Source organism: Saccharopolyspora sp. NPDC003752 (assembly GCF_053605825.1).
This window is the reverse complement of the sequence record NZ_JBSGJZ010000012.1, coordinates 102,708-126,888: the sequence shown is the minus strand read 5'-3', so window position 1 is coordinate 126,888 and position 24,181 is coordinate 102,708. Positions and strand designations below refer to the sequence as shown.

At 70.0% G+C, this 24,181-nt stretch carries 12 protein-coding genes (1 of these 12 running past the window's edge); 9 read left to right on the top strand and 3 right to left on the bottom strand.

The window, feature by feature from the left end; translation table 11 throughout:
- Window positions 1–29 precede the first annotated feature (29 nt).
- The 3 genes from ACWEV3_RS17865 to eccCa form a co-directional block, all read right to left on the bottom strand.
- The gene (locus tag ACWEV3_RS17865; protein WP_452614924.1) at window positions 30–2,900 is read right to left on the bottom strand and encodes a helix-turn-helix transcriptional regulator; all 2,871 of its coding nucleotides are present in this window, start codon (window positions 2,898–2,900) and stop codon (window positions 30–32) included.
- Window positions 2,901–3,175: 275 nt separating this feature from the next.
- Window positions 3,176–4,333, bottom strand: coding sequence for a S8 family serine peptidase (locus ACWEV3_RS17860; RefSeq protein ID WP_452614923.1), 1,158 nt, complete (start codon window positions 4,331–4,333; stop codon window positions 3,176–3,178).
- Entirely contained in the window at window positions 4,330–8,346 is a 4,017-nt protein-coding gene (gene eccCa, locus ACWEV3_RS17855; protein ID WP_452614922.1) for a type VII secretion protein EccCa, read from the bottom strand. Before eccCa ends, ACWEV3_RS17860 begins: the two co-directional genes overlap by 4 nt.
- Before the next feature lie 159 nt (window positions 8,347–8,505).
- Here eccCa and eccD point away from each other — a divergent pair, with 159 nt between their 5' ends.
- The 9 genes from eccD to ACWEV3_RS17810 all read left to right on the top strand — a co-directional run.
- Window positions 8,506–9,888 (top strand): type VII secretion integral membrane protein EccD, encoded by a 1,383-nt coding sequence (gene eccD, locus ACWEV3_RS17850; RefSeq protein WP_452615015.1) that lies wholly within the window; start codon window positions 8,506–8,508, stop codon window positions 9,886–9,888.
- 27 nt (window positions 9,889–9,915) lie between these two features.
- Window positions 9,916–11,322, top strand: a complete 1,407-nt coding sequence (gene eccB / locus ACWEV3_RS17845) for a type VII secretion protein EccB (RefSeq protein WP_452614921.1) — start codon at window positions 9,916–9,918, stop codon at window positions 11,320–11,322.
- Between the two features lie 67 nt (window positions 11,323–11,389).
- Window positions 11,390–11,701, top strand: coding sequence for a hypothetical protein (locus ACWEV3_RS17840; protein ID WP_452614920.1), 312 nt, complete (start codon window positions 11,390–11,392; stop codon window positions 11,699–11,701).
- A gap of 35 nt (window positions 11,702–11,736) precedes the next feature.
- On the top strand, window positions 11,737–12,027 hold the full coding sequence (locus ACWEV3_RS17835) for a WXG100 family type VII secretion target (protein WP_452614919.1): 291 nt from the start codon (window positions 11,737–11,739) through the stop codon (window positions 12,025–12,027).
- An 87-nt stretch (window positions 12,028–12,114) separates the two neighbouring features.
- A complete protein-coding gene (locus ACWEV3_RS17830; RefSeq protein WP_452614918.1) occupies window positions 12,115–12,525 on the top strand; it encodes a hypothetical protein in 411 nt (136 codons plus the stop codon).
- 113 nt (window positions 12,526–12,638) lie between these two features.
- On the top strand, window positions 12,639–14,732 hold the full coding sequence (locus ACWEV3_RS17825; protein ID WP_452614917.1) for a hypothetical protein: 2,094 nt from the start codon (window positions 12,639–12,641) through the stop codon (window positions 14,730–14,732).
- Window positions 14,733–14,772: 40 nt separating this feature from the next.
- Window positions 14,773–15,213, top strand: coding sequence for a YbaB/EbfC family nucleoid-associated protein (locus tag ACWEV3_RS17820; protein ID WP_452614916.1), 441 nt, complete (start codon window positions 14,773–14,775; stop codon window positions 15,211–15,213).
- A complete protein-coding gene (locus ACWEV3_RS17815; protein WP_452614915.1) occupies window positions 15,206–15,529 on the top strand; it encodes a hypothetical protein in 324 nt (107 codons plus the stop codon). The genes ACWEV3_RS17820 and ACWEV3_RS17815 overlap by 8 nt, the downstream gene beginning before the upstream one ends.
- A gap of 6 nt (window positions 15,530–15,535) precedes the next feature.
- Window positions 15,536–24,181 carry the 5' portion of a scabin-related ADP-ribosyltransferase gene (locus ACWEV3_RS17810; protein WP_452614914.1) on the top strand. Its footprint extends 19,764 nt past the window's final position, so only the first 8,646 of its 28,410 coding nucleotides appear in the window; it begins with the start codon at window positions 15,536–15,538; its stop codon lies off the right edge, out of view.

Below are 24,181 nucleotides of genomic sequence, written 5' to 3'. Positions count from 1 at the left end.
GCCAAGATATGAAACCGGATCCCGGTGATTCATTTGGATGCCAATTCGTTGCCGTCGAGGGAAGCGTTCGTGGCATTGCGCATGGCGATGACGGCGACCTCGACCCGCGAGCGGACGCCGAGCTTGGCCAGGATGTGGGAGACGTGCACCTCGATGGTCCGGCGGGAGGAGAACAACGTCGCCGCGATGTCGGGATTGGCCAGCCCATCGGCGACGAGCCGGGCGACCTTCCGCTCGGTCGGGGTGAGCGAATCCCAGCCGGTGGTAGCGCGTGGCCGACGGCCGCGCGCCCGGCGCACGCCGTGCGGACGCAGGCGGGCATCTGCGCGGCGGAGGTCCCAGCTCGCGCCCAGTTCGGTGTAGATCTCGACGGCCCGCGCGTACTCGGCTCGGGCGGCCGATATCTGGCCACGTTCTGCCAGCAACACGGCAAGGTCTTCCAACGCCTGGGCGTGCCTGGGCGGCTGGTTGATCGTGCGGTAGAGCTCGGCCGCGGCCCGCACTGCCGCCGGTTCCCGGTCGAGCAGGCCCCGGCAGTGCTGTGCGGCAGCCACGATGTTCGGCACCGCCCCGACCGCGGCGTCGTCTTCGCACGCCTGCGCGGCGCGGGTTCCGGCGGCGGTGTCGCCCGTGCTCATCGCGAGCCGCACCAGCAGCGGCAGCCAGAGGTAGCGGGTGCCGAACCGCTCGCCGCGCAACAGCACCTCGGTCAGCAGCGCCACCGCCCGTTGCGGGGCGTTCTCCATCTCGGCCTGCATTCCTCTGCCGAGCAACAGGAATTCGGCGCCCTCCAGGGATTCCGGTCCGGGGTCGTCGACGCCGGCGAGCTTGCGCCCTAAGGTCTCCGCATCCTCGCGGTGCCCGGCGATGAGCGCGGAAAGGCCGTGCAGCCATCGGCGGTTCTGCCGGGGCATCCGGTCGGCCAGCTCCACGACGGCGTCCAGCTCGGCGACGGCGTCGTCCCAGCGGCCGGTGGTGTAGTAGTGGTTGGCCGCCGACAGCCGGACCGAAGCCAACTGCGTCGGTGTCGCGGCGCGTTCGGCGATGGCCAGCATTTCGTGCAGTGCGATCTCGGCCTCCTCGGCCCGGCCCAGCCCGAACAGCAGGACCATCCGGTTTCCCAGCACCAGCAGCCGCAGATCGGTGTTCTCGGGCGCATCGCCGAGCTCGGCGCGGGCCTGGTCGTAGCAGTCCACGGCGCCGGCGAGGTCGCACTGCCGGGCCAGAGCCGCGGCCCGGACGTGCAGGGCGAGCCCGAGCGCGAAGCCGTCGTGGATCGGGCGAGCTTCCGAAAGAGCCTGCTCCACGGCGGAATTCGCGCTCTCGAACTCGCCGCGTACGAGCATCACCTGGCCGAGCATGGCGTGCATGCGGGCGAGCCACGGCCGCTCGAACCCGGGGGTGCGCAGCGCGCGCTCCACCACCTCCGCAGCCTGTTCGTCGAGGCCGCGAACGGCCAGCGACCACGCGAGGTACCAGCTCATCTCCGAAGCCAGGCACCGGTCGCGGGTTTCGGACAGCACCCGTTCGCACAGGGCCTGCGCCTGTTCGGGCCGGCCGAGTACGACCAGGGTGCGAGCCTTGGCCGCTTGCAGCGCTCCGCGCCGGGCGTCGCCGGTCGGCAACAGGCTGAGCGCGGTGCTCAAGAGCTCGGTTGCGCTCTCCGGGGCCCGGTAGGCCAGCATCCGGCCGTTGTGCGCCAGCCAGTCCAGGAACCCGTCGTCGAGTTCGGTGTCGTCGATCGCCAGCGAGGCACGCAGCTGCTCGCCGACGCGTTCGATCGGTGCGCCCGACTCGGCCAGGGCGCGCGCGGCCTGGTTGTGCAGAGCGATCCGGAGGGCGGTCGGTGTCGTCTCGCAGAGCGCGTGGCGGATCAGTCCGTGCTGGAACGCGAGCCGGGAGCCGGACTCGACCAGCAACCCCGCGGCCAGCGCCTCTTCCATAGCGCCCGCCAGGGCCACCACGGGACGCTCGGAAACCTTGCGGAGGTCTGTGACGGAGAAGGTTTGGCCGAGCAGCGCCGCCATGCGCAGCAGGCCGATGGTGTCGGTGTTGACGAAGCTCAACCGCGACGTGAGGGACTCCGCGAGGGAGCGCGGCAGCGGGGGTTCAGCGACCTCCGCAGGCAGGTCGGCGACCCGGCCGCCGTCCCGCTTGGCGACGTGGCCTTCGCGGCTCAGGGAATCGACCAGCTCACGCACGTAGAGCGGGTTGCCCCCGGCGCGTTCCAGTGTGCGGCGCATCGCCGGGCCGATTTCAGCGGTGCCGGTCAGATGGCCCGCCAGCCGCGTGACGGCCTCCGAATCCAGCGGTGGTAGCGGGATCAGGGTGGCCCCCGCGCGACACTCCTGCTGCAGCGATCCGAGATCGATCCGCGACCGCAACGGCCTGGCGGCGGCGACCATCAGCAGCGGCAGCTCGTCGACAAGGCGGTTGAGCTGGTGCCACACCAGCATGCTGGCCTCGTCGGCCCAGTGGATGTCGTCGATGACCATGACTACCGGGGTTTCGGCGCAAGCGTGCTCGACGATGCCGACCAGCCGCTCGACGACCGCGGGCAGCGGATCGACGCGGTCCAGCTGATCGTCGGCGTGCAGCCGGGAGCAGATGTCGCGGTAGGTGGCGTCGGCGGCCCGCGCGTTGATGTCGAGGCAATCCAGCGCCACCCGCAGCGGGAATCGGTGGGCGAGCCGATCGGCGGACGAGTGGAACACCTGGCAGCCGAGCCGCTCGGCCTCGTCGGTGAGCCTGGACAGCAGCGCTGTCTTGCCGATACCGGACCCGCCTTCGAGCCAGACCGTGCTGCCGCGCTTGGCCGCGACGTCACCGACCAGCTCGCGAAGCCGCTGCAGTTCGGCCTCCCGGCCGAAGATCTCCGGCGCTGCACGTCCCGACGCCATCACCACTGCCCCTGTCGATCTCCCGGGTCGGCGCCTGGTGGGGGAACCAGACGCGGCGAGCACCGGACCTGCCCGGGCGGGAGGTCGTCCGGACGCGACAAGGTTGGGTCGGCCGGTTGACGGGGGTCAACGAATCGTCTTGAGTCAAGGCACTTTTGGGAAGGGAAGGCGGCACCCTTCCGGCAACGGCCCATTCGCGCGGTCCACATGCTCCCTTCGGGCGTTGGGTGGAGTCACGCGCCGGCGGCACCGCCACCTCTCGGGGCCCGGTGCGTTCACCCCTTCTCGGACGGGGACCACGCCGAGCGCCATCCCCGCCGGCGGGCGCGCTGGGCCAGCGCCGCCGCGATCGCGCCGAGCAGCGCCGCGCCCCCCACGACGCCGGTCACCAAAAGTGCCACGGTGACCGGAAGCGGATCGTCCGCCGGAGCCGGCGTGAGCCGCAGCCGCGGTGCCTGGGCGGGCATCGCCCGGTCTCCCGATTCCGCGGGCAGCACCGTCGTGACCGCGGCGAGGGGGGCGACCACGCCGAAGCCGCGTTGCGGGTCGGGCAGCGCCGTCGACGGGTGGTCGGCGGTCGTCTCCAGCCGGTGGCGGACCTGGGCGGCGGTGAGGCCCGGGTAGTAGTCGCGCACCAGCGCTGCAGCACCTGCGACGAACCCGACCGCGATGCCGCCGCCCGTGGCGGTGACGTTCCCCGAGCCGCGCGGCGCGATGCTCACGACTTGGCTGCCAGGCGCTACGAGCGTTGGGCGGGCCGCTGAGTCGGCCGCGGACCCGTTCTCGCCGACGCCCACGACAGGCAGGGATTCCGGGAAGCCGGCCGGGTACGGGACCGCCTCCTCGTCGACGTCCACATCGGATGCGGCGACGACCAGGACGTCCCGGGATCCGGCATACGTCACGGCCGCCCGCAGGTCCGGCGTCGCGGCGGGGGTGGCCACCGAGATCGCGATCACCCGTGCGCCGGAGTCGGCGGCGAGCCGGATGCCGGCGGCCAGCTTGCCCGGGTCGACCTTCGACGGATCGTTGGTCACCCGGACCGGGAAGATCCGGGCTCCCGGCGCGACCCCGGTGAACCCGGTTCCGGGCAGCTGCCGGGCCGCGATCACCCCGGCGACGAAGGTGTCGCGGCCGGAGCAGTCGTCATCGGCAGCGCCGCCACCGGTCAGGTCCGCACCGCGCAGAACCGCGCCGGCCAGCGCGGGGCTTGCGGCGCTCACCCCGGTGCCCACGACCGCGACCTGCACCGAGTCACCCCGGGTCAAGCCCCACACCCGGTCCGGCGCGAGCCGCTGCAGCGCCCACCCGCGGGCCTCGCTCACCTCGTCGGCGGGCGCCGCGCACTGCTGTTCCGCGGCCAGCGGCGGCGCGATCCCGGTGAACCCGGCCCACGCGAGCACCGTCACCGCTGCCGCGGCGTTGCCCCTCATGCCCGGCTCCCGGCCTCGGCCGCCGCACCGCGAGGTTCCAGCCAGCCGGTCTGCATCAGCGTCGCGTTCCGGCGGGTCACCAGGTGCGCGCGTCCGGCTGGCAACTGCTGCGGGCGCATTCCGTTGAGCAGTGGCATTTCCGTCGGTGGGCAGGACAGCGCCAGGTCCGGCGTGTTGGACTCCTGCATGCGCCGCACCACCGAGTCCATCGACAGCCGGGCCGAACCGGCCGCGCTGCGGGTCAGGATGACGTGCAGCCCGATGTCGGCGGCCTGCGGGAGCAGGTCCAGCAGCGAGTCCAGCGGTCCACCCATGCCGGAGGCCAGCAGGTCGTAGTCGTCGACGAAGATGAACACCTCCGGCCCCGACCACCAGTCGCGCCGCTGCAGCTGCTGCGGCGTGATGTCCGCGCCGGGCAGGCGCTCCCGGAGTTCCGCGGCGGCCTTGCCGATCAGCTCCTCCGCGGCCGAGGCGGAGAAGGCGAAACCGCGGCGGTAGGAGTCGGGCACCGCGTCCAGCAGCACCCGGCGCGAATCGACCAGGATCAGCTCCGCCTCGCCGGGCGCGTACTGCTTCGGGATCGCGTCGGCGATCAGCCGCAGCACCGCGGTCTTCCCGCTGGCGGTGTCGCCGAGCACCGTGAGGTGCGGCTGCTGGTTGAAGTCGTGCCAGACGGGCTGCAGGTCCGACTCGCCCAGGCCCAGCGCCACCCGCAGCCGCCCCTGCGGGGCGGGCAACTCGGCGGCGGGCAGGACGGCAGGAAGCATCCGCACCCCGGGCGCGCGCGGGCCGTCCCAGTTGTCGGCGACCGCATCGCCGAGCGAGCGCGCGCCCTGGGCGAGGTCGTCGACCCGGCGCCGGCCGTCGATGCGCGGGATCGCGCCGAGGAAGTGCAGCTTGTCCATGGTCAGGCCGCGCCCCGGGTTGCGGGGCACCCCGGCCGCCGCGCGCATGTCGATCACCGAGTCGATCGAGTCGCCCAGCCGCAGCTCCAGCCGGGTGCCGAGCTGGTCGCGCAGTCCGCTGTGGATGTCCGCCCACCGGTTGGTGGTCAGCATGAGGTGCACGCCGTAGGTGAGACCGCGCGAGGCCAGCTGCCGGATCGTGTGGTCGTGCTGCTCGAAGTCGGCGCGCAGCGTGCCCCAGTTGTCCACGACCAGGAAGACGTCGCCGAAGGGGTCCTCGGTGATCTTGCCCTGGCGGCGCATCGACCGGTACTCGGCCATGCTTTCCACGCCGTAGCGGGAGAACAGCTGCTCCCGCTGGGCCAGGACGCCCTGCACCTCTGCCACGGTGCGGCTGACGCGCTCGGCGTCCATCCGCCCGGCGATGCCGCCGACGTGAGGCAGCTCGGTGAGCGTCTGCAGCGTTCCGCCACCGAAGTCCAAGCAGTAGAACTGGACCTCCGACGGCGTGTGGGTGAGGGCGAGCCCGGCGATCAGCGTCCGGAGCAGCGTGCTCTTGCCGGACTGGGGCCCGCCCGCGATGCCGACGTGCCCGCCGACGCCCGAAAGATCCGCCACGTACAGGTCGCGGGCCTGCTCGAACGGTTTGTCGATCACGCCGACCGGCACGGCCAGGTTGCCGCGGCCACGCCAGCCGGCCGAGGTCAGGCCGGAATCGGGGTCGGGGACCAGTGGCGGGAGGAGCTCGTCCAACGTGGGCGGTTCGGTCAGCGGTGGCAGCCACACCTGGTGCGCGGGCGGTCCCTGGTCGCGCAGCCGGCTGACCGCGACCTGAAGCAACGTCTCGGTGTTCTCCTCGGCGACCGCGGTGTCCTCGACCACCGGCATCGCCGGCTCCTCCTCGCGGACCTCGGGCAGCCGCTCGGCCCCGAACGGCACCACCTGCCGGGAGATCTCGGCCTGGCGCTGCTCGGCGGTGCGCCGCTTGAACGGGGCGGAGACGTAGGCCGCCTTGAACCGCGACAGCGTGGCGACGTCGGAGCGCAGGTAGCCGTTGCCCGGTGCGCTGGGCAGCTGGTAGGCGTCGGGAACGCCGATCACCGAGCGGCTTTCCATGGCCGAGAAGGTGCGCAGGCCGATGCGGTAGGAGAGGTGGCTCTCCAGCTTGTGCATGCGGCCGTCGTCGATGCGCTGGCTGGCCAGCAGCAGGTGCACGCCGAGGGAGCGGCCGAGCCGCCCGATCATCACGAACAGCTCGGAGAAGTCCGGGTGGGAGGCGAGCAGCTCGCTGAACTCGTCGACCACCAGGAACAGGCTCGGCAACGGGGCCAGCGGCGCGCCTGCGGCGCGGGCCTTCTCGTAGTCCAGCAGCGAGCTGTAGTTCCCAGCGCTGCGCAGCAGTTCCTGGCGCCGCACCATCTCGCCCTGCAGGGCGTCCTGCATGCGCGTGACCAGTGGCGCCTCATCGGCCAGGTTGGTGATCACCGCCGAGGTGTGCGGCAGGCCGTCCAGGCCCAGGAACGTCGCGCCACCCTTGAAGTCCACCAGCACGAAGTTGAGGATCTCCGAGGAGTGCGTGATCGCCAGCGCGACCACGAGGGTGCGCAGCAGTTCGCTCTTGCCGGAACCGGTGGCGCCGATCAGCAGGCCGTGCGGGCCCATGCCGCCCTGCGCGGATTCTTTGATGTCCAGCTCGATCCTGGTGCCGTTCTCGGCGATCCCGATCGGCACCCGCAGCCGGTCCGACGCCGACATGCGGGCCCAGACCTTCGCCGCGTCGAGCTGGTCCATCTCGCCGACTTCCAGCAGCGCGCCGAGGTCGAAGTCGGTGACCATCGGCTCGACGATGTCGTTGGTGGCGCTGAGCCGGAAGGGCGCGAGGGTGCGGGCGAGTGCTTCGGCCTTGCGGACGGACAGGCCGTCCGGGCGGCCCAGCTCGGTGCGGACTTCGGCGCCCGAGCGGTTGAGCCGGATCATCTCCAGCCGGTCCCCGGCGATCTCCAGTCGGAGGGTCGTGCGCTGGGCAGGTCCCGCCATGTCCAGGTTGAGCACCGTGGCGTTGCGGTAGCCGGCGCCGGCCAGGCGGGACTCGGTGGGCGCGGTGACGCCGTCGAGGACGATCACCACGAACGGTTCGTCCCTGGTCGGGCTCGCGCCGGCCTCGAACCGGCCGCGATCGTTGAGCTCGGCGCCCAGCAACACCTCCAGCGCCGCGATCGAATCGGTGAGCATGCGAACCTGGCCGGCGCCGTCCTGCTCGCTGCCGTGCTGGGCGTGCGGCAGCCACTTCACCCAGTCCCATTCCTCCGCCCGGTCGGGGCTCGCACACACCGCGACGCGCAGATCGTCGGGGGAGTGGAAGGTGACCAGCTGGGCGATCATCGCGCGGGTCAGCTCGCGCGCGGCTTCGCCGTCGCCGCGCATCTGCACCTGCGCGAATCCGCGCAGGAACAACGCGGTCGGCAGATCGTCCACTGTGGTGTATGCGCGGATGAAGCGGCGAAGTGCGCGTGCCGACAGCGGTTCCAGGTCCTCCACAGGCTTGGACTGCACCGGGGTGATCTGCATGGCCAGCCGCTGCCCGGACAGCCCGATGCGGATCTCGGCGAAGTCGGCGTGCGAAACGCGACGCTCCCACAAGCGCGCGCTCATCGCCACCGACCACAACCCCGCCGGGTCGGGATGCCGCCAGGCCAGTGCCTTGCGCTGCTCGGCGGCCACCGTGCGCACCTGCTTGCGGACCTGCCCGAGATAGCGCATGTAGTCGCGGCGTTCGCCGCGCAGCCGCCGCTTGCGCTCGCCGACGGACCGGCCGAGCTGCCCGAAACCCATGGCCAGCATGCTCACCGCCATGAGCGCGACCACGACGATGCCGATGCCACCGCGGTCGCCCATGAACATCAGCATCATGGCGCCCGAGCCCAGCGCCATCGGCAGGTAGAGCAGCATTCCGCCGATTCCGCCACTGACCTGCTCGGGTATGACGGGAGGCTCCTGCAGCGATAGTTCCCCACCGGGCGTCTCCGGTGGATTCTGCCGCGCCGGTCGCCGAAATGGCGTCACACTCAAAGCGATCAGTCCTTCCTCACCTACACCCTCGTAATCCATACGGCTGCGGGATGCCGGTCGGGTCTGTCAGATCCGCGAAGAAAAGTGAACCCTCCGGGCGGCGCGGTCCGTGAAGAATGGTTGAACTCGCCGGGCAGCGCCGTCCGTATTAGGAACATGACGGGAACGACTGCTCAGCCTGCGCTCGCCGCGGGCGAGGTGTGTCGGTTGACGATCCAAGGACCGACGTCGCGAGTGGAATTGGCCGTTCCGGTGCACATCCCGATCGCCGATCTGCTGCCGACGTTCTTGGAGCATCTCGGTTCTGGACTGGGCACCGCCGGGCTGGAGCACGACGGATGGGTCCTGCAACGGCTCGGCGAGCCCGCGTTGCAGGAGGACCTCGGGACTGCCGCGCTCGGCCTCTACGACGGCGACATCCTCTATCTGCGGCCACGCAACGATCAGCTCCCGCCGGCGGATTTCGACGACCTGGCCGACGGTGTCGCCACCGGGATCAGCAGCAACCGCCGGGACACCTGGCGGCCGGAGTCCACCAGGCGGATGTTCACCTGGCTGCTGGGCTCCGCGCTGGTCCTGGCTCTGCTGCTGACGCCGACGGTGGGCACCGGCAGCTGGGTCGCGATCGCCGCGGGCTGCTCCTCCATCGTCCTGCTGGTCAGCGCCGTCCTCGCCTCCCGGGCGCTGGGTGAGCGGACCATCGCGCTCGTGCTGCTCGCGGCGGCGGTGGCCTTCGCGGCAGAAGCCGGCTGGGCGCTGCCCGCGCTCGGCCGGCCGTTGTTCGAATCCCCGGGACTGCTCACGGCTCCGAGCCTGACCTCGGCGGGAGTGTGCACGGCGGCGGCGATCCTGGGCCGGTTCGCGGTGGGCGGCGGTTTCAGCGCCGGGTACCTGGCCGCGGCCCTCGCTGCCGTGCTGGCCGCGGCGGTGGGGCTGCTGACGATGACCGGGGTGCTCACCGTCGGGGGCGCGGCGGCGATCGTGCTCGCCGTGACCCTGCTGCTCGGCACTCGGGTGCCGAGGCTGTCGGTCTGGCTGGCGGGATTGCAGGTGCCGCCGCTGCCCACCTCGGCCGAGCAGTTCCAGAAGGGCATCGATCCGGAGCCGGGGCGCGAGATCATGGCGCGCACCGCGCAGGCGGACCAGAACGTCACGGAGCTGTGCCGCGGGCTCGGCGTCGTGGTGATCGGCTGCCTGGCAGTGCTGGCGTGCACGCCCGGCTGGGCGTCGCCGACGCTGGCCACGGTCGCATCTTTCCTGCTGCTGCTGCACTCCCGCGAATTTTCGAGCGCCAGGCAGCGGGTCGCCGTGCTGGTGCCGGGGATCTTCGGGCTGGCGATGGTCGTCGCCGCGATGTGCCTGCTGGTCCCGCCGCTGTGGCGGATCGCCGTCGTGAACGGCCTGATCGTCGTGGCCGGGCTGCTGCTGGTGGCGGCCCGGCGGATGCCCGGCCGGCTGTTGCTGCCGCACTGGGGCCGCGCCGGCGACTGGGCTCACATGACGCTGGCCATCCTCGTCGTGCCGCTCGTGCTGGCCGCGCTCGACCTCTACGACGTGGTGCGGGCCGCGTGGTCGTCGTGATCCCGGGCAGCGAGGAAGGAGGACGCCGTGCACTCCCGGAGTGACCAGGTCCAGGCGCATTCGTTCATGACCGCGCGCGTGGTTTCCGCTTTGGTCAGCGCGGAACCGGACGCGCCCAGCCCGCCGCTGCGCCGGACGCCGCTGGGCTTCGTGATCGGGCTGATGGTCGCGATCCTGATCGTCGCCGGGTTCGCGGTGTACGGGATCCTCAAGCCGGGCGGCGCCACCGCGTGGACCCAGCCGGGCAAGCTGATCGTCGAGAACGAGACCGGCGGCCAGTACGTCCTGGCCGACGGAATCCTGCGTCCCGTGCAGAACTTCGCGTCCGCCAAGCTGTTGCTGGGCGAGAAGATGACGGTGGCCCGGACGCCGAGCTCGTCGCTGGCCGGGGTGCCGCGCGGCACCCCGATCGGCATCGTCGGCGCACCGGACGCGCTGCCCGCGAACACGCCGGGCCGCGACCTCTCGTGGCTGACGTGCGCGACGTCGACGCGCGACGCGTCCGGCGCATCGCACCCCGTGCTGAAGGTGACCGTCGGCGGGGCCGCCGACGTGGTCGCGGCCGACGAAGACCAGGCCGTGCTGGTGCGTTCGGCCGGCGGTGGTGAATACCTGGTGTGGCGGGGCACGCGGATGCGGCTGGCCGCACCCTGGGTCGCGGCCGTGCTCGGATACGACGGCCTGAAGGCATTGCCCGTCCGGGACTCCTGGATCAACGCGATCCCCGCGGGCCCGGATCTGGCGCCGGTCCCGGTCGCGGGGCTGGGCTCGCCCGGCCCGGTGCTCGGGGGTCAGCCGACCAAGGTCGGCCAGGTGTTCCAGGTGGACGTGGTGGGCCGCCGGCCCGCCTTCTACCTCCTCACCGGCTCCGGGCTCATGCAGGTCAACCAGACCGCCGCCGCCTTGGCGCTGGGCAATCCCGGCGTGGCGACCGGGGGGAAGGCGCGCGAGCTCGCCCCGGCGGCGATGGCCGCCGTCGCCGCGGTCGCGTCGCCCGACACCATGGCGAACCTGCCGGACGAGCCGCCGGCGCTGATGGCGTTCGAGGACGGCCAGGGCCCGTGCGTGCTGGCCGAGCCCGGCGCAGGAGATGTCCGGACGACGCTGGTGAAGGCCACAGTGGACAACGGCGTCGTCGTCGGCGGTCCGGGGCTGGTGCGCGACGAATTCACCGCCGACCGCATCGAGGTCAAGCCCGGCGCGGGCATGCTCGCCCGCACGCTGCCCGCACCCGGCACGCCGGGCATGGGGCTCTACCTGGTGACCGATGCCGGTGCGAAGTTCCCGGTGCCGAACGAGAAAGCGGCGACCGCGCTCGGTTACCGGGTTTCCGACGCCGTTGCGCTCCCGGCGGAGCTGCTCTCGCTGCTGCCGACCGGGCCGGTGCTATCGCCGGAGAACGCAGCAGGTGGTGGTGCCCCACCGGCACCATGATCCGCCGCCGACCAGCGGTCGGCGTCCGAAGAGGCAGTCAACTCCCACACATGACGAGGAGAAACCGATGACGGTACCCGGCGGTCAGTACGGCCTTGATGAGGCGCAGCTGAGCCAGATCATCAACGCGACCAACACGGCGTTGACGAACATGAAGTCCCTGAACACCCAGGTGCAGGCGCAGGCCCTGGCACTCGGCGACGCCAACCAGTCCGAATCGGGCCGGCTCCTGGTCAGCAAGTTCGAGACCTGGTCGACCGACTTCAACAACATCCAGAACCAGCTCGGCTCGCTCAACACCAACGTTCAGGGCCTGCTCAAGGTGGGCCGTTCGGCCCAGGAGCAGGCGAACGAAGTGGTCAACGGCAGCCAGTTCTAGCCACTATCCCGAGTCCCGACGAAACGGAGGAACCCATGACCCAATTCAGGGTGAAGCACGGCCCCTACGAGGAAGCCAACGCCAAGCTCAGCGGCGCGGTCTCGCAGATGGGCGCGATCCTCAGAGACCTCAACGGCGTTCTCAAGAACATGGAGACGGCGACGCAGGGCAAGGCGCTCCCGCTGTGGGAGGAGCGCCAGAAGAGCTGGAACGCGTCCTACACGGACATGAACACGCGGCTGAGCAGCGGCCAGACCTCGTCGATGCACGCCGCGGAGGTGTTCCAGGCAGGCGACGACCAAGGCGCCCGCATCATCGCCAGCTGATCAGGACGGCTGCGGTGCGGGGCTCGGCGACCGGCGAACTCCGCACCGCAACCGCCCGCCGGATCGGCGTTCCAGGAAAGGAAGATCATGGCCGATGAGACGACAGTAACCTTCGACAGCGGCGCCTACCGGCAGCTCAACGTCTTCGTGGACGGCAAGGACGTGGAGGTGCGCGAGAAGTTCCTGAAGGCGTCCAGCGGGATCAGGCTGGACCCGGAGCTCGGCAACCGGGTGAAGGTCGGCAATCCCTCGTGGATCGCGGTCCAGAACTTCAACAACTCCCTGAAGGAGCTCGGCGCGTCCGGCGAGCAGATGAACCGGAACTTCGCCAAGGACTGGCACACCTTCAGCAAGGCGTTGGTCAAGGCGCAGCGGGTCTTCGAAGAAACCGATGACCTGGCCAGCTACGAGGCGTCCAAGTTTAACGCGGAATTCCCGGAGTTCGGCACCGGAGGCGGCGGGACCGGCGGGACCGGCGCCCCTCCGCCCACCGCCTGAGCGACGACGACCTGTCCCGGGGTGTTGTGGCGGGGCGAATTTCCCGCCACAACAACCACTTCAACCACCGGCCAATCTGACGGCGCGACAGCCGAGGAAGCAGGAGGCGCCCCATGCCCGAAGACCAGAAGACGGATCTGTCGGGACCGACCAGCGAGTGGACCTTCCACCAGGCGCTGTTCGCCCTCACCGGGAAGGGCACCGACCTGCGGTCGAAGATTGCCGGCGTGCAGTGGTTCCAGATCGCCGGCGGCGGCAGCTCCGGCGGCAACACCACTCCGGACGACTCGGCCGGCGCGGGCGGGGAAGCCGCCAAATCCAACGACGGCAAGGAGTTGAAGGAGAACGCCTCCAACCGCGCGGACCCGAACGTCGACCTGTACTACCAGGCGTTCGCCCGCATCTACTACCAGGTCAACGACAACGACGGCGCCAAGGCCGCCTGGGAGCAGAGCCTCCAGGAGGTCAAGACCGTCGTCGACAACCTGCTGTCGCAGAAGAGCGGCCTGCTCGACCTGGGGACGCTGCTGGAGGCGGAGACCCTGATCCGGTCCTACGAGCAGTGGCTGAGCGAGTCGGGGCAGGACTTCCGGTCCTGGGCGACCAAGCTCGATTCCACGGACTCCGGGTTCAGCGGGAAGGCCGCGTCGGTCATCCAGCGGCGAATGGCCCAGAACGCCGACAGGCTGGAAGGCCTGCACGATCAGCTCACCCTGGACCGGGGAGTGGCGGTTTCCCAAGCGCTGAAGGAGCTCAGGGAGACGATCGTGCAGACCATCACGGCTCTCACGAACGCCTACCAGACCTTCTGGGCCAACTCGCTCTACCTGCCGAACAACATGATCGTCGAGTACGAGAAACGGATCTGGGAGTTCTTGACGAAGGACAAAGGTCTTGTCATCGGCGATCAGAGCACCTACAAGATGAACGGCAAGACCCCGGACGAGATGATCTCGTACATCACGCAGTCCCTGGCCGAGTTCACCGCCAACGTCAACAACGTGCCCATCCAGGGCAACCTCACCACCGCCGCGCCGTGGAACGCGATGAACCGGGCCATCTTCGCGGCCGTGGACACCAACCTCAAGGCGCTGGACCTGGCGGCCTCCACGGCGATGAAGACCCTGGAGGACAAGTTCAACTACACGAGGTCGGCGATCCAGAAGCTGGAGATGCCCGAGGCGGTCCCGCCGCGCACCGACCCGAACCCGCCGACCGGAAATCCCGGTGGCACCGGCCCGGGCGGGGATCCCGGTGCGAACAACCCGTTCGGCGATTCCGGCGCCAACGACCCGACCGGAAACCCCGGCGGCGACTCCGGCACCAACAACCCGTTCGGCGACTCCGGCACGAACAACCCGCTCGGTGACTCCGGTGGGAAGAATCCGTTCGGCGACCCGAACTCCTCCACCAACGGGCCCGGCGGCGGGGACGGCGGCGGCAAGTTCGGAAACGGCACCGGCGGCGCCCCCGACGGGGTCGCGCCACCGCCGATCGTGCCCCCAGGTCTGCCGGGCGGGAACTCCGGCACCGGCGGCGGCAACAAGGACAAGGGGACGCCGCCGGCGGTTGGCTTGCCGGGCCATGACAAGACACCTCTCCCAGCACAAGACGGCATCGACGCCGGCTTCGACGGGGTCAAAACCCCGGCCGGCACCGGCTTCGACCCGGGCATCGGCATCGGGTCCGGCGGATCCTCGGCCGGGAGTGGTGCCGACTTCGATTCGATCACCAAACCCGAGGGCTTCGCTCCCTCCGGCTTCGGTGACGGCAGCACCTCGCGGGGCGGCGGGTCCAGCCCCTTCGGCGGAAGCGGAACGGGTGGCCTCGGGTTCGGGCTCGGCGGCGGGACGCCGGGGGCGTTGCCGCCGGTGCCGCCGAACATGCTCCAGATGAACGGGCCCATGGGTGCCGGCTCCACCGGCATGGGCGGCATGCCGTTCATGCCCGGAATGATGGGCGGCATGGGCGGCCAGGGCAATGGAGACCGGGAACGGGAGCGCCAGACCTGGTTGTCCGAGGACGAAGACGTGTGGGGCACCGACACCGACGCCTGCCGGGACGTGATCGGCCGTCCCGACGAAGCCGACTACGAGCTCGACGAGCAGGTCGTCGCCGGTCCCGTTCGGCCCCCGCGCCAGCCGGCCCGCACGCCCGCGGAGCAGGAGCAGACCGCGCAGGAGGCGACCGCGTCCGGACAGGCGTGATCGGGAACATCCACTGAGGACGATCGGGAAGGAGCTCGTTGTGTCATCTCCGCTGTTCAACGAGATGGAAGCGGCAATGGCGGAACTTCGCGCCCAGCAGGCCAAGATCCGCGAGGCCCAGGAGCAGGCCCAGAAGGAAACCACCTCGGCCACCAGCAAGGACCGGATGATCACCGTCACGGTGGATCACCAGCAGCGGGTGACGGCCGTGAAGTTCGACGGCACCCGCTACCGCAGCCTGGCACCGGCCGAGCTGGCCAACCGCATCGTCGAGCTCGTCCGGGAAGCCCAGGAGGGCTCGGCCGGGAAAGCGCTGGCGATGTTCTCCCAGCTCGCGCCGACCGGCTTCGGTTCGGGAATCGCCGATGTGCTGGGCGGAGATTTCGACCTGGACCGCATGTTCGACGAGGCGGTGCGTCAGGCGAGCGAGATGGACGATCTCCTGCCCGATGAGCGGAAGGGCGGTGAGGGACATGGCTGAGGGAGACGATTTCGCCGCCGATGTCGAGGCGTTGCGAAAGGGGGGTGTCGACCTCTCGCACCTCGCCGAGCTCGCCCGGTCCATCCACTCCGACCTCAGCCTGCAGTGCGTGAACCTGGTGATCGGCGGCAGCGACGACATCAGCAAGGAGCTCAGGTCCAAGTACAAGCCCAGTGAGAAGGACGGGCTCGAATTCCTCCGCATGCTGGGCATGTCGCTCGATTCGGATGGCGAGGCAGTCGTCGACACCTCGAAGGTGTTCGACGACGCCAACACCAACGCAACCGACGGAGTGAAATCGCACGGCAGGAAGTAGCCGTCAATGGCGATCATGGTGCCCGAAGCGGTCGGGAACCTCTTCCTGGTCCTGACCGGCGAGAAGTGGCCGCAGATCAACGAGGACCAGATGCTGGTCCTCGCGCAGGCGTGGCGCAACGCGTCCGGACGGATGCGCAACGACCTCCGTCCGGAGGTCGTTCGCGCCGTCGCCAAGATCCGCAGCGAGTTCCGCGGGAAGGCCGCGATGCGGTTCGCCGACCGGATGGCACCACTGGTCGAGTCGCCCGGCTACCTCGACGACGTGATGCAGGGATTCGACGACACGGCGAACTTCCTCCAGCAGATGTCGGTCCAGACCGAGTACGTCAAGCTCGTCACGATCCTCTCGCTGATCGAGCTGCTCGTCGAGATGGCCTGGGCGATCGCCATGGCGGGGCCGACCTTCGGCGGCAGCATGGCCTGGCTCGCGGCCCGGTTCGCGATCGTCCGGTTCCTGCTGAAGCGGCTCTGGGGCCGGCTGCTCCTGCGCATCCTCCAGGCCCAGCTCTTCGGCATCGCCTTCCAGGTGGCGATCGACGCGGTGGCGCAGGGCATCCAGATGGCCAAGGGCAGCCGGCACCAGTGGGACACCAAGGCCACCGTGCAGGCGGTCGGTGTCGGCGCCATGGGTGGCTTGCTCTCGCTGCCGCTGTCCGCGCTGGGCGGACTGCTGGGCAACATGCTGAGCAAAGGCCTCGTCAAGGTGCTCGGCAACGACATCGACAAGAAGATCCTCAGGGCCGCGGCGGAGTCGGCGGCGAAGAAGTACGCCGCCGAACTGCCGAAGCTCCCGCCGCTGGCCAAGCTGGCGGCCCAGATCACCGACCACATGGAAACCCACGTCGGCCGCGACCTCGGCGCGCACGGCGTGGGAAAGTACGCCGGCATGTCGCTGAAGGGCATGTGGGCGCACAAGTTCGGCGAGGGCCTCGCCGAAGTCATCGAGGAGGGCCTGCACGAGTTCCTCACCGAGGGCGTCTACAGCGCGGCGATCGGCCAGGGCTTCCAGGCCAACGGGTTCTCGTTCACCGCAGGCATGAGCGCCGGGCTGTCCTCGAACCTGGGGAGCGTCATCGGCGCCGGGATCCACGGGAACCTCAAGCCGCCGCAGGGCGAAAACCCCTTCCTGGCCGAGAAGAACGGGCCGGCCGGAGGCGGGACGACCGGAGGGCCGGGGGGCGACGCGTCGTCGATCGGGTCGGGATCCGGCGCCGGCGGGAGCACGACGCCCGGTGCCGGTAGTGCACCGGGAACCGGGCCGGGATCGAACCCGCCGGCATCCACGCCCGAGTCGTCGGTCCCGGCAGGCGGAAACAACGGGAACACGAACCCCGGCAACACCAATCCCGCCACCGGACAACAGGTTTCGTCCTCCGCCGGGGGAAACTCGACGTCGTCGTCGCCGGTATCCGCCGGTGCGCACAACGGCAACCCCTCCCAGGCCTCGGCTTCGACGAACACCGGTTCGACGAACACGAACGCGTCGGCCTCGGCGAGCAACTCGCAGGCCGGACCGTCCGGTTCGAATGCGAACCAGACCACCACCGGTTTCGAGCCGCAGTCCGACGTCGCAGGGCAGTCGCAAAGCCAGTCGCAGGACCACGGTCCCGGTGACACGTCGCCGACCGGGCAAGACCAGGGAGCCGGCTCCACGGCTCACTCGGAGTCCACTTCGGACGACCCATCTACGGTCAGTGGTGGCTCGGCACAACAACTTCCGGTCAGCTCCCAGGCTGGTGCCGGTGCCGTTGCCCAGCAACAGCCGGGAGCGACAGGAACGGCTCCGCAATCCGGCAGCACGCCGTCCACGACTGCCGCTGGCGGTTCGTCCACTTCGGGCGCCGGAAACGCGAACGCGGGTTCCAACCCGTCGTCGACCACGCCGGCCGGTGCGTCTGCGCAGTCCTCGACGCAGCCCGCGCAGAGCGGACAGGCGAAGCAGCAGGACGCGACCGCCTCCTCGTCGGCGACCGGCAAGACCGGGTCGGCCCGGCCTGCGGACGTCCAGGTGACCGCGACGACGAAGGCCCCGTCGGCCCCGGTGCCGCAGACGACCCAGGCCCCCGAGAAAACCGAAGCGGTGGCCCACGCGGGCTCGCCCGTGACGAAGTCCAAGACGAACCAGGAAAGCCCGCAGCACGCGCAGGCCGAATCCCAACGGCCGGTGGACGAGCTACCCGGTACGGCGGCGTCCGTGGACGCCCTCGATCTGGTGCTGGACGACGTCGGTCGGGAGACGCAGTCGCCCGACCGAGAGAGCCTCGCCGAGTCCGGCTACGAGTCCGGGCCGGAAGACCGAAGCAGTCGTGACACATCTGCCGACGCGTCCTTGATCACCGCGTACGAAGATTCCCGTGCGCGCCTGCGGGAGAAGGTCGCCAAAGCTCGTAACAGCCTTGCCAAGCTCGGCGAGGACGAACACCGCAAGGTCACCGCCAATGCCCGGTCGATCACCAATGGCGAGAGCGACTGGCCGATGTACATCGGCGAGCCCACCGGCGAGCAAGCCGCGCGGTTGGAATTGCTCAACGACATCGCCGCTCTCGTCGCGCACAGTCTGCACAGTGACGGCGACGAGGGTGCCGCGCGTCAACTCGCGCATGATCTTGCGGTCCAACACGGTGTTCGACGGACTCGCGGTTTGCTAGGCGGGACACCGTCTGATCCCGAGGTGGCCGACGAGCAGCAGGCCGTGGCCGGCCCGTCGAACTGGGCTGGTTCGTACGACTCGGCCGCGTGGCCGGGCGAGTTCGAGTTCGCCGCGAACCGGGCGTCGATCGCACGGGAGCTGGGCGTACCCGCTGGGCAACTGACCAGGCTGGCCACCGAGCCGGAAGTTCAACGGGCGGTCCGGGAGAGGGTGGCCGCGGGCCTGGACCGCAGGGACGCGTGGACGGACGTGCTTCGTTCCCGGCTGGTCGACTCCACCCTGTCGGACAGAGGCGTTCCGGAGAACCTCACCGGACCCGACCGCTCCCTCACCGGCCTCGCCACGTGGGTCATGAACTCCGGCCAGCCCTCCACGAATACCGCAGAAGACGCTGATGCTCCCCACGAAGGCTCCGCGTCGTCGGACGGCGCGTCGGTGCACGCCGAGGCGCCGCCGCAGGACGCGGCAGAGCCGAGCAGCGAACCGGCCGTCGAAGCCGACGCACCGGCGGGGCCGACCGATGCGGCGTCGCAGGTGCCGAACCAGGCCCTTGCCGGTGTCGACCCTCAGAAGCTGGAACTGCTTCGCGGCACTCCTGGCTTCGACGAAGCGACATTGACCGCGTTGGTGCAGGCGTTCGCGTCGGATGACCGGTTCGGCGCCGATGATCTCGCCGATCTGAATCTGTTCACCGGCAGCCTGCAGCCGTACCTCAAGAAGTCGGGTATCGAGAACGCCGAGCAGCTTCGGCACGTCGACATCGAAGCGCTGTCCAACCTCGGTGGCGTGCTGGATTCGGCCGTCAACTGGATGTCGGGTTGGCAGGACCCCGCGACGGCAGCGAGGCGGGTCGTCGAGGGATTCACCGCGACGGAAGCCGACAGCGACTTCTACCAGAGTCGTTGGAGCCAGGACCAGCTCACGGGCGTGGTTCTTGAGGCGATGCCGTTCCTGTTCGAGCACAACATGTTCCACCTCCTGGATGGTGATGGTCCAGCCAGGGTGGAAGCCCTGGCGGCACACCAAGCGGCCTCCGGCGTCCTGAACTCGGAGGGTTTCCTCAACTCCCTACCACGGTCCCCGCATCGCCAGGCCGCGAGGATGCTGCTCGAAGCGTTGGCCAACAACGGCTTGCGCAGGTTCCCGACGGCTCCGGCGAGCGTGCCGGTCGTCCGTGCGACCAGTTCGATGGACTGGTTGGCCTTCGCGAGGCCCGGCAGGGAGATGGTCCTGCCTGACGCGGTCTTCGCGTCGTCGAACGACGCTGCCGGCACGGCGGTGTTCCGGCCTCCGGCCGGCGCGGGGTGGAGTTCGGCCCGGCTCCTGCCGGACGGCGGGATCGGCTTCCCCGCAGGCACCCGGTTCCGGGTGATTTCGAACGACGACGATGGAACCGTGCTCGAGGAGGTCGCCACCGAGAGTCGGGCGAACGTTCCGGAAACGTCGCAGCACTCGCCTGGCCAGGACCATGCGCAACAGCTGGACGGCGCGGCGAGCCCGGTGGTGCAATCCGTGGACGACCCGTTCGCCCTGCCCGACACCGTGCTCAACGACGGCACGGAGGTGCACGTCGACGCGACCACGTTCACCTCTCAACATGGAGAGCCGATCTTCCGCGGCGACGTGCAGGTCGGCTACTTCTTGCGCGCCGGCAATGGAAATCAGGTGCTGCTCGTCGACCGGCTGGGTGCGGCCCACCTCGGCACCTGGCGCGGCGAGATCCGTGGGCGTGCGATGCTCGTCTTCCAGCACTGGGGGGAGAACGGGAACTACTACTTCCAGCGCCTGGCATACGTCACGGCGACGCGCCAGGTCGATCTGGTCTACGGCGACGTCCAGGTCTTCGACCCGGGGACTCGCGTGGTGGCAAGCGGATTCCCCGGCCCTGCCCGGTCTGGTATCACGCTGGACGAGAACCGCCCCCGGCGCGTTGGCAATGTGCACCTGTCCTATGCGACCTGGGAGCTGTGGAGTCCGCCGGGCCTGCGGAACGGGCAGATCGTGCAGTACAGCTCGGACGGGCGGTGGCTCCGCACCGCCAGGCCGGACGGCACGGTCGAGATCGTCGCGGTCGGTGTCCGAGAAGACATCAGCGTCAAGGGCGAGGTATTCGGCGACGAGTACTTCTGGTCTGGACCGGACAGGCTGGTCCGCACGCGGATCGGGGAAATGCACCCGGTCGATCCCGGCATCACCGGATTCTCGGGGCACCCGTGGACGGGCAACCAGCCGCCGGCCGCGGTCGATCCCGTCGCTGTCGAGGATGTCGTGCCGCGGCCGCTGGTGATCGACGAGCCGATGTTCGTGTACCGCATCGACAAGCGTTCGCCCGACCAGGTCCTCAGCGACAAGCGGGATCCCGGCAGCGGCGGAGAGGGCTGGCGACCGGGTTTCTCGCCGTTGAACCCGGGGAACAGGGCAGCGGACGGCCACAACGTCTCGCTGGTGGAGTTCGTGGAGAAGAACACGAGCTCGATGTTCGTGAGCACGACGCGCAGCTCGTACTACCGCCAGCAGGGCGGGGCGCCGTGGCAGTACTGGATGTTCGCGCCGGGCGGGATCTCGGTGAACCACACGCTCGGCCCCGCGACGACGATGCACCGCGAACGGGAGATCGCCTTTGCCGGTGGTATCGGAGAACAGTTCATCATCGGCGTCAGGTACGTAGGGGACGCCGAGGTAAGCGCTGGCGGCGTGACGTACCAGCCGGGCGATTTCGTGTTGAACTCGAACGCTTTCGCCGGGCTGCCGGACTACCCGTCGAAGGCAGCCGCGGAGCTGATCGCGGCGGAAGTCCAGAGCTACATCCAGCAGCGCACGTTGGACGGGGAGACCAGCGTCGTCGACCAGGCGTGGCTGGCGTCGTTCAACGAACCGATCGAGCGTGCGCTGAGAAGCGGAAGCACAACGGAATTCAACCTGGTGCTGGCGCAGCTGCGGGCGGCGATCGCTGGCAACGTCAGCGCCGCAGCCGATCCTTCACCGCGGTCCGACTCGGGCGAGACCGACGACGACACGTCGCCGAGCTCACCGGTGGGCACGCCAGATGAGACCGGTACCCAGTCGCCGGAAGCCGACTTCCCTGCCGAGGCGTCGGCGATCCCCGGGTATGAACGGTCCAGAGCTGGTTTGGCGCACGAGGTCGACTCCGCCCGCGAGCGGCTCGGCAAGTTGGCCGAGGGCAAGTTCGACGAGCTCACCACCCGGGCTCGGCAGATCACCGTCGGTGCGACCGGCTGGCCGCTCTACATCGGCGAGCCCACGCCCGTGCAGGCCGCTCGGATGGCGTTGATCAACGACATCGTCGTTCTGGTCACCGACAGCCTGCACACGAGTGGCGAGCACGCCGCCACCAGCCGAGCCCGCGCTCTTGCTGCCGAGCATGGCCTCCAGGGCCACCACGGTCTTCCCGGCGGGACGAAGTCCGACACCGAGGTGTTGGAGCTGGCTCCCATGGGATCGAGCAGTGCGGCAGCTGCCGCGGCCGAGACGCAGGTCGTGGTGGACGATGAGGCATCGCACAAGACCGAGCCGGAGGCCATCGACCACGGCGTCGACGCGCTGTTGCCCGCCGAACTCGTGCGCGACGGCGTGGTTTCGCAGCAGTCGCGGTTGTTGCCCAGCGCAGGTGTGTGGTCGCCGACCGGGGACGGCGATCAGCTGGTCGGCAGCATCCTGGCGGACCTGGGGCTGACATCCGAGCAGCAGGCCGAGCTGCGGGAGCAGTTGGCCGACTACGCGCGTGCCCGGGGCGAGGCCGGGCTGTTGCAGACGCTGTCCAACGGCAGGACGTTCGAGGTCACGACCGCTGAGGGGCCCAAGAGCCTGTTCCTGCGGTTCGACCGGACCGAGGTCACGCCGGTGGAACTCGACCAGGCAACCCTGCAGAGCACGCCGGTTCAGCGCAGCAAGCAGGAGACCGCACCACGGCAGCACTCCAGCAGCGGTCTCTCCCGTTCTGGCGGGTTCGCGGCGATCGCCGGTCTCTTCCGCGTGGCGTCGAGCGCGCCCCTGCTCCACCTGCGGGTCCTTCCGTTCGTCAGCGCGAGCGGCAGGCGGTCCAGCACGTCGGCGGACAAGCGCTGGGCGGTGCGCGAGCACACCGCCAAGCTGGGCGCGCGCGACGAGGTCTTCGACGTGAAGTTCCAGGTGCGTTGGCAGCTGGGGGACCGGTCTGGGAGCGCCCGTTTCGATCCGGCGGTTCGGCTCGCCTATCCCGCCACGATGTTGGCGCAGACCGGCGCCGTCCTGGACCTGCCGCTGCCCCAGACCGTGTCCACGTCGGGGGAATCAGGTGCCGAGGCCGCCACCGAGCGACAACTGCCGTCGCTGCCGCACGAGGTCCAGCAGCTGATCGCCAACGTCGAGACCTACACCAAGGTCGGCGGTCTGCAGCGCAACATCCTGGACAGCCTGCCGGAATGGGTTCGCAAGCACACCGGGCTGAGCCGTGACATCTCCGCCAGCGTCGACGCGGCGCTGCTGGAGGAGGAGACCGCCGAGGGCCTGGTGAACGGCGTCGGTATCACCCACCGAGCGGTCAACCCGAAACTGCTGTCCCGGCCAGGCCGAGGTTGGTCCAACGTGCCCGAGGTCAGCGTGCTCGTCGAGTCGAAGCTGAAGGGCTTCGAGCGTGTCGGCGATGTTCGCGAGGATGTGGGCACCGGCGAGATCTGGCGGACGACGAAGAGCAGCAGGCTCGCCAAGAACATGAGCTCCAGCGCCGAGGGCGGGCTGCGGGCGCGTTGGCTTCCGCAGATCGGAACCGGGAGCGTGGACGGGAACAAGGGAATTCCCGTGCGCGTCGGCCCGGAGGCGCAGGTCTCGGCCAAGTCCAAGCGGCAGGAAGGCTACGAGGAAAGCGCCGGCGGCAGCAAGAAGGACAAGTCGATCGAGCACGAAGGTGCCCAGCGGTATCGGCTCGACGTGTCGCTCGCCGCCGAGATCACCGCGCGCCAAGGCGGACGGAACCAGCCCGAAGCGGTGCAGGTGGAGCCGAGCGACGGTGCCGTTTACGTGTGGGTCCGCCGCAGCGACATGACCGCGTTCGAGTCCGCGCTGAATCACGCGCTGGATGCGGAGAACCCGCCGCTGGTGCCCTTCCGCCCGCGCGAGGGCAGCCTGGACGCCGCAGTGCGGGACCAGGCGAAGGCCGTTCTCGACGGCGATGGCATGTTCACGTCCCTGGACCGGATGCGGGGCGAAGTGGAACTCCGCGACGCCGCCCGGGAACACGTCCGCGAGCGGCTGATCGCCGCCGGTGTCGATCTGTCCGCAGTGGACTGGGCCAATGTGGACAAGCAGCTCGGCGGCTTGGCTCCGCATCGGCTGCTGAACAGCCTCGACGCGATCTCGGGCCGCGACCCCCGGCCGTACCGGTTCGTGGTCGGGGCCGGTGGCCGGACGTTCACCTTCGAGGTCGAGGCCGAACTCGGCGACGTGACGGCTCATCACCAGTTGGCCAACGACGTGAGCTTCAGCGCGACCCGGTCGCGCAGCACCGGCTGGCAGACCCGCCTCAGCGGCGCCTTCGGCCGGGGCGCGCGGGCGAGTTTCTGGGCCCGCACGACCGCACGGGCCACCGGTTACGGCGCGAGCACCTATCTCGGCGGGGTCGTCGGCGTGGGTGGCCGGCGCGAGAACAGCGCCTCCGACGGGTCCGGGGTGAACGCCGACTCCGGGATGCGGTTGAAGTACTCCGGTAAGGCGGATCTGGTCTCCCGAGCGGTCGACTTCAAGTTGGGCGTCACCGAGACCGGGCCGAAGTCCTGGAGCGATGCCCTGCCCGATGCGCTGCTGCGCCGGCTGCGGGAGGGCAAGCCACCACCTGCCGAGTTCACGGTGCAGGCCGAGGTCCAGTACCGGATCGCGCGATTCCTGCTCGACGGAGCGGGATCCGAGCAGTGGCGGCCCGCGGAGCCGGTCCAAGCCGACGGACGCGCGTTCGGCGAGGACGCCTCGGTGGACATGCGGGACGCGGCGGTCGTGTCGGTCGCGGAT

Bases quoted from the DNA above. Each gene is read 5' to 3' on its own strand.
- ACWEV3_RS17860 (WP_452614923.1), bottom strand. From the start codon at position 4,333: ATGAGGGGCAACGCCGCGGCAGCGGTGACGGTGCTCGCGTGGGCCGGG.
- ACWEV3_RS17865 (WP_452614924.1), bottom strand. From the start codon at position 2,900: ATGGCGTCGGGACGTGCAGCGCCGGAGATCTTCGGCCGGGAGGCCGAA.
- ACWEV3_RS17825 (WP_452614917.1), top strand. From the start codon at position 12,639: ATGCCCGAAGACCAGAAGACGGATCTGTCGGGACCGACCAGCGAGTGG.
- ACWEV3_RS17840 (WP_452614920.1), top strand. From the start codon at position 11,390: ATGACGGTACCCGGCGGTCAGTACGGCCTTGATGAGGCGCAGCTGAGC.
- ACWEV3_RS17830 (WP_452614918.1), top strand. From the start codon at position 12,115: ATGGCCGATGAGACGACAGTAACCTTCGACAGCGGCGCCTACCGGCAG.
- ACWEV3_RS17815 (WP_452614915.1), top strand. From the start codon at position 15,206: ATGGCTGAGGGAGACGATTTCGCCGCCGATGTCGAGGCGTTGCGAAAG.
- ACWEV3_RS17835 (WP_452614919.1), top strand. From the start codon at position 11,737: ATGACCCAATTCAGGGTGAAGCACGGCCCCTACGAGGAAGCCAACGCC.
- eccCa (WP_452614922.1), bottom strand. From the start codon at position 8,346: ATGGATTACGAGGGTGTAGGTGAGGAAGGACTGATCGCTTTGAGTGTG.